Annotated in this window: 9 protein-coding genes; 3 read left to right on the forward strand and 6 right to left on the reverse strand. The window is 36.3% G+C overall.

Annotation, left to right across the window (positions count from 1 at the left end):
• Positions 1 to 23: 23 nt before the first annotated feature.
• The 5 genes from AC4IFO_RS22260 to AC4IFO_RS22280 form a co-directional block, all read right to left on the reverse strand.
• The gene (locus tag AC4IFO_RS22260) at positions 24 to 659 is read right to left on the reverse strand and encodes a fimbrial protein (protein WP_490737689.1); all 636 of its coding nucleotides are present in this window, start codon (positions 657 to 659) and stop codon (positions 24 to 26) included.
• 715 nt (positions 660 to 1,374) lie between these two features.
• Positions 1,375 to 2,028: a response regulator gene (locus tag AC4IFO_RS22265; RefSeq protein ID WP_371007911.1), complete on the reverse strand. Its 654-nt coding sequence runs from the start codon at positions 2,026 to 2,028 to the stop codon at positions 1,375 to 1,377.
• A 134-nt stretch (positions 2,029 to 2,162) separates the two neighbouring features.
• Complete coding sequence (locus AC4IFO_RS22270) at positions 2,163 to 5,348, reverse strand: ATP-binding protein (RefSeq protein WP_371007910.1); 3,186 nt, start codon at positions 5,346 to 5,348, stop codon at positions 2,163 to 2,165.
• Between the two features lie 98 nt (positions 5,349 to 5,446).
• Positions 5,447 to 5,791 carry a helix-turn-helix domain-containing protein gene (locus AC4IFO_RS22275; RefSeq protein ID WP_371007909.1) on the reverse strand — a complete coding sequence of 115 codons (345 nt, stop codon included), beginning with the start codon at positions 5,789 to 5,791 and terminating at the stop codon, positions 5,447 to 5,449.
• A gap of 157 nt (positions 5,792 to 5,948) precedes the next feature.
• Entirely contained in the window at positions 5,949 to 6,512 is a 564-nt protein-coding gene (locus AC4IFO_RS22280) for a tyrosine-type recombinase/integrase (protein ID WP_371007908.1), read from the reverse strand.
• A gap of 976 nt (positions 6,513 to 7,488) precedes the next feature.
• Here AC4IFO_RS22280 and AC4IFO_RS22285 point away from each other — a divergent pair.
• The 3 genes from AC4IFO_RS22285 (at position 7,489) to AC4IFO_RS22295 (ending at position 9,350) form a co-directional block, all read left to right on the forward strand.
• Positions 7,489 to 7,737, forward strand: coding sequence for a ProQ/FINO family protein (locus AC4IFO_RS22285; protein ID WP_371007907.1), 249 nt, complete (start codon positions 7,489 to 7,491; stop codon positions 7,735 to 7,737).
• A gap of 488 nt (positions 7,738 to 8,225) precedes the next feature.
• A complete protein-coding gene (locus tag AC4IFO_RS22290) occupies positions 8,226 to 8,381 on the forward strand; it encodes a YnfU family zinc-binding protein (RefSeq protein ID WP_371007906.1) in 156 nt (51 codons plus the stop codon).
• A 132-nt stretch (positions 8,382 to 8,513) separates the two neighbouring features.
• Positions 8,514 to 9,350 (forward strand): beta-1,6-N-acetylglucosaminyltransferase, encoded by an 837-nt coding sequence (locus AC4IFO_RS22295; protein ID WP_490737694.1) that lies wholly within the window; start codon positions 8,514 to 8,516, stop codon positions 9,348 to 9,350.
• Positions 9,351 to 9,899: 549 nt separating this feature from the next.
• Here AC4IFO_RS22295 and AC4IFO_RS22300 read toward each other — a convergent pair.
• On the reverse strand, positions 9,900 to 10,532 hold the full coding sequence (locus AC4IFO_RS22300; RefSeq protein ID WP_371007904.1) for a DUF1120 domain-containing protein: 633 nt from the start codon (positions 10,530 to 10,532) through the stop codon (positions 9,900 to 9,902).
• Between the last annotated feature and the right edge of the window lie 815 nt (positions 10,533 to 11,347).

An 11,347-nucleotide genomic window follows, 5' to 3' on the forward strand; every position in this document is an offset into this window, starting at 1 on the left:
CATTGAAATAAAGGTGATTTACATTACACGCCAAATGAGAAGGTCATGACGGCATGGCCATCCAATTTCGCGCTGCCATCACTGTTTTTGAGTGTGCCGTTCAATGTTGGTTTCACGGCAAAGTCTGCTGCAAAAACTTGGCCCGCAACAGGGACAGCGGAAGTGCCGGATGTATTTGCCCACACGGTTTTTAATGTGTTATTTAAAAGTGCAGATGCCGCGGCACTTGTTGTCCCGACTTTCACGTAAGCAGTTCTGGCTTCAGCGTCTTTATCTGCTTTAATGGTCGCATTTTGCATGCTGACGGTATAGAAGCCCACTTTAGTGTTTTCACCGTACAGGCCTAAACCAAAGTTATTTTGGCCAGCTGTTAATGCAGAAGCGGCACGTTCATCGGCAATATCAAAAGCCAGATAGGTCGTTGCATCGCAGATGACTTCAATACTTTTTTCTTGAGCATCCATGACGAGGTTACCTGATGCAGGGAATAAGCCTGGTGCGACATCAAACGTGTATAACACGTCGGTGGAGTCTGAGCCATTTACAGTACAGGTTGGTGGTGTGATGGTGCCGCTCACTTTTAAGTTTGCGACAGGAGCCGATAATGCAGCGCCAGATAAAGTAACTAAAGATAATGCTAATAATGTTTTTTTAAACATGAAAAATTCCTTTAAAGGTTAATTTATATAAACACAGGTGAATAAATAGGTTGAATAAGCGATATTCCCCGTTGCGAGGTATTATGCGGATGGTGAGCCAGAACAACTATAAGGGATCCCTTATTTTGAATATGCTTATTTACGAAATATAAAAAGGAATAATTAAACTATCCTTGAAGTATTTTGAGTTAAATGTAATACACCAATGCCAATAGATTACAGAGAAACTATTGGGGCTATTTTATTTGGTTTTTTAGGGGCTCAAATTCTATCTATTTCGTATTTATCAACCGTTATGAGTTGATAATGACTGTCCTGTATAAAACGGCGGTCATGATATCGATGACGGGAAAAAGGGTCAAATGGGGTAATGAGTAAAATATTTTTTCTTTTTTTAATGATTTTGGGGGGGAGCTCAAGAGAAAGCAGCGTAAAACGCGATGAGATCAAATAAAAACTCAGTGTTTAGGAGAAAACTCGGGTGGTAGATTGTTTTTTGTGTATTAATAATATCAAAATGAAGGAAAAAACCCTATAAAAAAGGGTTTAGGTGTTAATAATGATATTTTATTTTGCGGTATTTCTGGGGAAAAAGGAAGGGTTAAGCATTATTGAGATAATGCCCTTGTATTGTGGGTGCCGATGTCCTTTACCTTTTGAGCTCGGGTCGCAGTGACAGCTGAATTGGTGGCTATTCATATTAACCTTTTGCATATTAGTCAAATAAATGATTTGTAATACAATAACTAATTAATGCCTGGTTATTATCAACTCCTAGTTTACGCATCGCTACATTTTTTTGTAGACTGATTGTTTTATCACTCCGATTTAATAATCGGGCAATTTCAACAATGGTTTTACCTTGTATAAATAACCGTAAGACCTCTAGCTCTCGAGGTGATAATGTTTTAATTTTATCTTCAAGGGTATCAGCATTACGGCTTTTTAATGTCGTTGTCAAATCAACAGTTGGTTGCCTATATTTTCGGCCTTGTCCTGCAAGTATTATTGCCTTCATTAGTTCCTGTAATGGAGCTTCTTTTGATACTACTGCATTTACACCGCAGTCATATAGCATTTGAATAATCATTGGGTTAGTAACCATAGTTAAAACGACCAATGCAATATTTGGATAATTACGACGTAAAAATAAAATATAATTTTGCCCATCACTAAATTGGGTGTTATTTGGCATCATGTAGTCAGTTACAATAGCATCAACGGTATTATGTTTAAGAAATGTAATTAATTCAGAACCTTGAGTGAATGCTCCTAAAACATGTATATTCATAGATTGGGATAACGTTTCCTTTAGCCCTGTTAGGACAATAGGATGGTCATCAACTAAGACTAAGGCTAGTTTTTTCATTAATGTTACTCGTAATTGGAGGCTCTGTGTTCAACATAGCATATTTAAAAGGTATATAATGAATATACGTTACAAATTTGTGTTTTAGTTTTCATTCTTCATCAAATTTGCCTGTTTTTTACTATTTAATATGACTAACTAATTTGCTTAATCCAACTTTCTAATTTGAAACATAATTCATTGAGTTCATTTAAATTTTCTTGATCGTAGTTATTTGGTATAAGTTGATTTTCAAGTACTCGCAGATCATTTGCTAGACTAGGTTGTTGAACAATGACTAGTGCACCTCTTAGGCGATGAGCTACATCTCGTATGGTCTCTATGTCTTGTTGTTCGATACTATATTTAAGCTGTGAGATATCGTGTTTTAGATGTGAAATAACTGATTTTTTATCTGCACCATCAAGTGGATTATTTATTTTTATATCAATAAAATCAGATAGATTGATTTCATTCGATGGGAAATAACGCTCTAACAACTGGACTAATGTATTTCTCCAAAGAGGTTTAGTTAACCATTCATCCATTCCTGCATTGAGGCAATATTCTTCTTCTTCCTTTAACCCATTGGCAGTTACGCCTATGATAGGGCAGGTGGCTCCTTCTTTACGTAACTGTCGTGATAAATCATAGCCATTAAGATAAGGCATGTTTACATCAGTTAGTACCATATCGATATCCACAGGGTGGCTATCCCATAAAGCAAGAGCTTCCTCTCCATCATTAGCTAATAAAACGTAACACCCTAATTGTTGTAACTGTTCTTGTAAGACAGCTTGATTAATAGGATTATCTTCGGCTACTAAGATATGAATAGGATAGTTCGGTGTAGTAGTAGAGTGAAGTAAATCCTTCTCATTATTTGTCTGAGATGTTTTTTGTGGTGTTAGTTGCTCAGCTAATGCCATTAAGCTAAGCGTGGAGGACGAGACGACTAACGTTTGGCCTTTCCAATCGAGAGATTGAGATAGTTCAAATGGAGTGACCACTAAATAAAGAATTAATGCTTCGTCTACCGTAGGTGGGGGATTAGACCAAACATTTGCTCCCCAGTATGTTAACCACTGTTGCAAGTTTTGTGTTAATGCTATATGCGGAGTTTTTAACAATACATTGATACCAGTTAAATCTGGCCATATGATAGTGTTAGTTACCAAAGATAAAGGTAACGAAAGGAAAAACTCACTTCCTTCATTTAACTGACTATGAACATGAATTGTGCCTCCCATCAGCTCGACTAAACGCTGACAAATAACCAAGCCCAAACCTGTTCCTCCATAGGTGTGTGGTTCGATGTGTGCTTGATAGAAGGGCTCAAAGAGTTGAGCTTTTTGAGAGGGGGTTAATCCAATTCCCGTGTCCTTAACGGAAATATTAATCATATTTTCCTGACCAATAGAAACAGTAACAATAATTGTCCCTTGGTGGGTAAATTTGATTGCATTGCTAATTAAGTTGCCCAAAATTTGTTGTAAACGCAAAGGGTCGCCGAAACGCTCTGGAAGTACCGAGGGATCAATACAGGCAAACAACAATAACCCCTTCTGGTTGGCTAGTTCAGAGTAAGTTTGCACAGTTGTATGAATAATATCAAAAAGATTAAAACGAGAATTCTGTAGACGCAGTTGTGTTGCTTCAATTTTACTTATATCTAAAATATCACCAATCAAGTGCATCAATAATTGAGATGCCGTATTCATACGCTGAAGATATAGGGCTTGCTGCTCAGAGAGTGATGTTGACGAAAATAGTTCTAATGTTCCAATTAATCCATAAAGAGGTGTTCGTATTTCGTGACTCATAGTCGCCAAAAAATTTGATTTTACTTTGCTAGCCTCTTCTGCCGCTAATTTAGCGTGGTGTAATTGATGCTCAATTTCCATTTGTGCACTCATATCCGTGAATGCACACAAAACAACTTCATGCTGTTGGTAATGCGTATGTGCATAAATAACATGTAAAGTACGTTCATTCAGCGACCAAGATGCAGTGCCTGTTTTTTTAGGCGCTAAAAGAACAAGTGATAATAATTGTTGGTATTCAGGGGTTAATGACCGGTCGGGATGCTCAAAGTAACTGAACCATTCACGGGCGAGAGCATTTAAATACAGAACGTGTGTACTCTGTTTTTCTATTACACATAGACCAATCGGAGTCGTATCCATTAAAGTGCGATTAAAGTTTTCACTTTCAAGTAAGCTGTTTTGAGCTTTGATTGCTGGGTTTAATATCGATTTATTATACCAATAATAGTATCCCCAACCACACAATAGGCTAAAAAGAAAGGCGGCTAACAAACTTAACGGAAGCCATAAATTATCCTCAAAAAAAGCTGCATAACCAATGAGGTAATATCCTACCCATTCACCTGTTTTGTTATTTAATTTTAGTAGTAAACCATCACGAGTGTAATGTAATCCATTTTCGGGAACCTGTGGTGCAGGGGATGCCCCTATTAATTGCCCGTATTCGTGATGAAGTAGCCAAAACTGGTGTGATAGTGTTGGATTGAGAATACGTTCTAAAACACTAATACGTTCACGATTTAATAGAGTAACCGCATAAATATCATCGGGAAATAATTGAGCTCCTCGCCACAAATTTGCATCAAATCCAGCAGGAACAATACCAATTAAATTATCCCCAAGCTCTGGGTTATGTAACCAAATGATTTTATTTGGAGTACCTTGCTGTTGATATTGCTCAAATTGAATATGTAATTGAGGTAGTGAGTTGCGAACAGTCTCAGTGACAGTCCTAAATGTTGCGGGTGTAACAGATTCATTACCGATGCGCTTTCCAACAGATGGTACGCCTATACTGACATTATTATGTGAATTGACAAAGAAAACAGCAGCCGCTGGGTAATAAGAGGCTCCCCAAAATGTTGCGTAAAAATCAGCGAGGTAAGCTCCAAGGGAAAATAAAATATTGGGTACTTGTGCGCATTCTAAGTGTTCATCACAGGCCAACGTAAAAGGCATTGCAACTATTGATTCTTTACCTTCTAATAGTTTCAGGGGCCACTCGTTTGGTGTTTTTTGATGCTGTAATGCATAAGTTCGGCTTTCAACTAATTGGGATAAGTTTTGATTTTGTTTTTTCAGGGTCCATAAAAAGTTTTCTTGTTCACGTAGATAGCCTATAAAAGATGAAAAATCGACTTCTAATCGGCGTTTCTCTTGTACAATAATACGTTCCGCACTCCAAAATAGTGTGGTTAATAAAATAAGTAATAGTGGGAGTGCTACAAATAGCAGGCTACTAATGCGACTTGATGTTTTAGTAACTCGAGAAAACTCAGAGGATAATCGATTCATCAAAATTAGCCTGTTATGTGTTAGATAAATAATATTGATTATGTATAAACTAAGTATAATACATAATCATTTATCTTAGCAAAAATGTCAAAGATCACTTAAATAATAAGGGAACTAGTATAGTACTGTTTTATATCATCTATTTGATGGTCAGTAGTCGTTAAATAGGGCAAGTGGTTAGAGAGTTCAGGGTGACTAAACAAATGGGAAATTAACCGCGCGTAAAATTCTGAAAGCTTAATATCCAAAATGATCAAGATATTCACTAACATATCTACGGTGATAGCATTAACGCCTCTTTCATAACGGGAAAGTTGTTGCTGACTTATTCCAATATACTCAGCCATTTTTTTTCCGCTCCATCCTTTTTCTTTCCGATATAACCGGAAGCAATCTCCTACTAATTGGCTTATATAATTTGGTTCTTTATATTTTTGATGCATGGGATTATATACCTTAACTAAATCAGAGTAGTAAATATTTCAATTAATTCGCATTACGAACAGTAGTATGGCTATTTACTAAAATACACACTATAAGGGATCCCTTATTTTAGATAGCAAGATCTATTAAGAGTATTAGCTTCTTTGATATAGCTAGTTATATCAAACTTATATTATCCCAGACATTTTTAAAACGAGCTGGGTTGCTTGCAGTGTATCGGACGGTATGGCGGATATTTCTATGTCCTAAATAGTCTTGGATTAGTCGTGTATCACAGCGCTGATTTGCTAACTCATAACCGCAAGCATGGCGAAGCATATGGGGATGCACCAATAAAGGTAATTTCGCATTTTGACTTAATGTCCTAAGAAATTGATAAAGTCTCTGGCGGCTTAGCGGTCGATCAGGTGATTTCCCTGGAAAAATAAAATGCTGATTTTTAGATAATTCTTTCCATTGTTTTAACCAAATAATACCATTATCTGTTAATGGGTGTATTGTAGAAAATCCAGATTTTATTCGACAAACATATAGTGTTTTTTGCTGAAAATCAAAAGAGGACCAAGGTAGAGACAAAGCCTCGCTTGCCCTTAATCCATGATAGAATAATAAGTAAATCAAACAACGATTACGTTCAGGATGACGAGTATAGACTGTTTCGTCCAATAGTTTCTGAACTTCGAATAATGATATATATTTTCTTTTTTTTATTTCTTGCATAATATCTCCTAAGTAAATTTAATTTAATTAAATTTACTTTATTAATCAATAGATAAAGTATAATAACGATATTCTAACTAAATAGAATGAAATAAGTTTCTATATAGATAATATAAGCGACAAGGAGCGTTGGAGAGGTATAATATGAGGTGAAATACATGATAAACGAGTAATGGTACTTATTCATTTAATGCTTCAATATTACTATCTTCATAAGAATATTGTTTAAATTTTGAAACTTGATTATTAATCACACGATTAACCCTGTTATTAACAAAGTTATTGGAAGTTATCCACTGATATTGAGGGAATCCAAAAATGGTGTTTTCGCGGAAACAGCTTAATTCTGGCGTTGAGTCAGCGTTAAGCTGGGCCGGGTTGACCTCATTCGCCAGGTTCTCCGTACACTTCCGTTCACCCTGTGGGGGGCACTGGCTCACTTCATGTGGACAATCTGAATAACTTACTCAATGTCAACCATTGCGCCTTTTTACACTAATGCGTGGGGTAAAGGGTTAGGAGCAGATTGGGGGATAAAATAGTCTGTCACATTATTTGCCGTCTACAGTCCTACGGGCTGATGATGTAAATAAAACTTCGTGATAACCTGCTACTAATGCATTGATAAAAAACTATTTTTGGGTATGAGGATGAAATGGAACGCAAAACACTGACCTTATAACGTCCAACGTCAGAAAAAGTCGCGGATAGTACCGAACCGGTTATTCAGCGTAGTCACAAACAGGTGGTGATTAATACCTAATATCCAGCGTCAACTAAATAAACTGTCAAAAAACACATTTATTCTATCAACCAAACAAGTCAATCAACAACCAAAGGAAAAAATTCGCAATGTTGTAATGCTCCCCGAGAAAAAAGTAATTACCCCGACGCGTTCTAAGTAGCATTTACCCTTAGAGGAAGCGATAGCCACGTAGCCTGAATATTGGCCGAAACTTTTTCCTGATGGGAATTTATGGTCATTGGCATTAGTGAAGACTTGTTTGCCGATAAAGAAGCACGAGAACTGTCTATTTCTTATAAAAAGATTAAGTGGAGCCTAGGTGCTATTAGCCATAGTGTGAACTATCGGGCTACGATTATGCCAGGTGCAGTGCGCTATGATAAAGATGGGCGACCAAACGTTATCGTGACAGAGTCAGATGTCGCTGATACCTTAAAACGCATTCAAAAACTCACTAAACAACTCTCACGAACAGAATGACAAAATAAGTCTAATCCACAGTTTCCGTTGAAGAAAAAATTATTGGTTGGATAAATTAGTTTTGTGGCATTAGTGGCAGTCAATCTGGTTCAATAGAACGGAAAGTGGCCCGAAACATCCAACCTGAGAATTTTTCTCCTACGATGGTGACAAGGGAGCTTCAAACAAAAACGCTTTCACCAGTATGGTATGTATGATAGTAAGGCATTAGGTGTCGTTAGTCCCGCAGCTTATACAGCGATATACCATTATCTGTGGAGAGACAGTGACGCTCTAGCTCTTGTAATAATTTCTTCAATATCTACGATATCAGCATAAGGAGGCATCCCATGATGGTGTTTTTACATAAAAAATTGCTCTTATGAGGCTTGGTGGCCGAAAATAAAAACACAATCTAATTATTTAAAGAGGTCTAAATAGAACAATAGTGAGCTATCTATAACCTTTAGGTGTACACTGAGAGCCAACGTCTCTACTGGATAAAAGGTATGTCTATCTTTGATCGCTATAAGATGTTTCGTCAAAAACTAGTCAATGTTACATGTCCTAAATGTTTTTGTACTTCTCAACAGAGCAGATATAAATTAAGAAAGAATATAACGATGCTTTGTCCCCACTGCGGATATTATTTTCGAGGTGGGTAGAATTAGTGGCTATTTTCTTTTTTAATGATTATCAATTGGTATTTGTTATTAAATATTATTTTTAGCTCAGCCAGAATTGTTTTTAATGTGAATTTTTTAATCTTGTTGAGCTAATATCTTTTTGGAGTTTTTATGATTGCATATTTTATGTTGGTTCACCGTTATCCAAGTCAATTTAAGAGGTTATTTAAATCTATTTACCATGAAGAAAATTATTATTTAATACATGTTGATAAGCGCTCGGATAAACGTATTTATGATGAAATAGGCTTATTTTTAACTAATTATGAAAATGCTTCCCTATTAGAAAGTAAAGAAGCTATATGGGGTGGTTATAGCTTGGTAGATGCCCAGTTACGAGCTATTGAGAAGTTTGTAATTACTGGCGGGAAATGGGATTATTTCATAAATTTGAGTGGACAAGACTTCCCATTAAAAAGCCAAGATTTTATAATGAATTATCTTCGTGAATTTAATTGCTGCGAATTTATAAAAGTATTAAATCAAAACTTAAGTCGGCCTGAAACTATCCATAGAATAAAAAATTATGTGCAAGAAATAAATGGTGAGTTAGTTGTCTCTACAGAAAATAGTAGACCTTTTTTAGAAGGTGTTACACCATATATAGGTAATCAATGGATGATATTAAGTAAGCGTTTTTGTGAGTTTATTACCTATAGTTCAGAGTTGAAGGTTTTTAAGAATTTCTATCGTAATACATTAATTGCGGATGAAAGCTTTTTTCAAACTGTACTAATGAATACTGAATTTAAACCCAAGATAATTAATGATGATAAAAGAGAAATTGATTGGGTTGAGTCAAGCGATATTAAGCTTCGCCCTCGTGATTTTTTATCTGAAGATTCAGAAATGCTAATAAATAGTCAAAATTTATTTGCTAGAAAATTTGATGAAAATATAGATAGCAACATCCTTAATATACTTGAAAATAATATTAAGCAATCCTAATTTTTTGTTTTATGGAGTTAATTTTTATTATCAAAAATGATATTAATCTATTGATAAATAGCACTTACAGTCTAACATTGCTTAGCAATAAGCATTTTATTATTATCATATTTATATAATGAAAAAAATGCTTGCTACCATGCTTTCTGGTGTTTCAGTCAGTTCCACTATTGCTGTAACAGATAGCTGCCAAGAGCAAAGAGCAGATATTAAAGAACGCTCAAAAAGCTGGTAATGTAAATGAGCAAAGTAGACTGAAACTTGCACTTGAGAAAGTAAATTCTTATTGTAATGAGGAGCGGTAATCTAACAGAGCAATACTAGATTTAAGCAAAAAAGAACGTAAGGTGAAAAAAGAAGAACTAGAGCTGCAAGAAGCTCTGACATTAAATATTTAACTCAGGATAGTCCCTTACTCAAACTTTGCAACAGTGCAGGCTGAGGAGTGTTTCTTCATATTTATCTTCTCGATTTGAATGTTAATCGAAGGGCTAACGTCGTTATTGGCCGTCAGCCCATATCAATCCATTGAAATTAAAGTAATTTACATTACACGCCAAATGAGAAGGTCATGATGGCATGGCCATCCAATTTTGCGCTGCCATCACTGTTTTTGAGTAGGCCGTTTAACCTTGGTTTCACGGCAAAGTCTGCTGCAAAAACTTGGGCCGCAACAGGGACAGCGGAAGTGCCGGATGTATTTGCCCACGCGGTTTTGTATGTGGAATTTATAAGTTGTGATGCTTCACTAGCTGTCCCGACTTTCACGTAAGCAGTTCTGGCTTCAGCGTCTTTATCTGCTTTAATGGTCGCATTTTGCATGGTTATAGTGTAGAAGCCCACTTTAGTGTTTTCACCGAAAAAGCCTAAACCAAAGTAACCTTGGCTAGGGGTTTGTGGAGAATCGGCGCGCATGTCGGTAATATCGAACGCCAGATAGGTCGTTGCATCGCAGATGACTTCAATATTTTTCACTTGATCATCCATGATGAGGTTACCTGATGCCGGGAATACGCCTGGTGCGACATCAAACGTGTATAATACGTCGGTGGAGTCTGAGCCATTTACTGTGCAGGTTGGCGGGGTGATGGTGCCGTCCACTTTTAAGTTTGCGACAGGAGCCGATAATGCAGCGCCAGATAAAGTAACTAAAGATAATGCTAATAATGTTTTTTTAAACATGAAAAATTCCTTTAAAGGTTAATTTATATAAACACAGGTGAATAAATAGGTTGAATAAGCGATATTCCCCGTTGCGAGGTATTATGCGGATGGTGAGCCAGAACAACTATAAGGGATCCCTTATTTTGAATATGCTTATTTACGAAATATAAAAAGGAATAATTAAACTATCCTTGAAGTATTTTGAGTTAAATGTAATACACCAATGCCAATAGATTACAGAGAAACTATTGGGGCTATTTTATTTGGTTTTTTAGGGGCTCAAATTCTATCTATTTCGTATTTATCAACCGTTATGAGTTGATAATGACTGTCCTGTATAAAACGGCGGTCATGATATCGATGACGGGAAAAAGGGTCAAATGGGGTAATGAGTAAAATATTTTTTCTTTTTTTAATGATTTTGGGGGGGAGCTCAAGAGAAAGCAGCGTAAAACGCGATGAGATCAAATAAAAACTCAGTGTTTAGGAGAAAACTCGGGTGGTAGATTGTTTTTTGTGTATTAATAATATCAAAATGAAGGAAAAAACCCTATAAAAAAGGGTTTAGGTGTTAATAATGATATTTTATTTTGCGGTATTTCTGGGGGAAAAGGAAGGGTTAAGCATTATTGAGATAATGCCCTTATACTGTGGGTGCCGATGTCCTTTACCTTTTGAGCTCGGGTCGCAGTGACAACAGAGTAAATGTGATGATTTCTCATACCTGGAAAACGTGAAGGTAAATTAAGCAAGAGATATCATTCAGTCAATTTATTCTGCTGTCGCATGGTATGTGAGCCGGCTAAGGAGGGATTGTATGGTTTATCATTAAC

This window comes from Providencia sp. UF-224 (assembly GCF_058245955.1).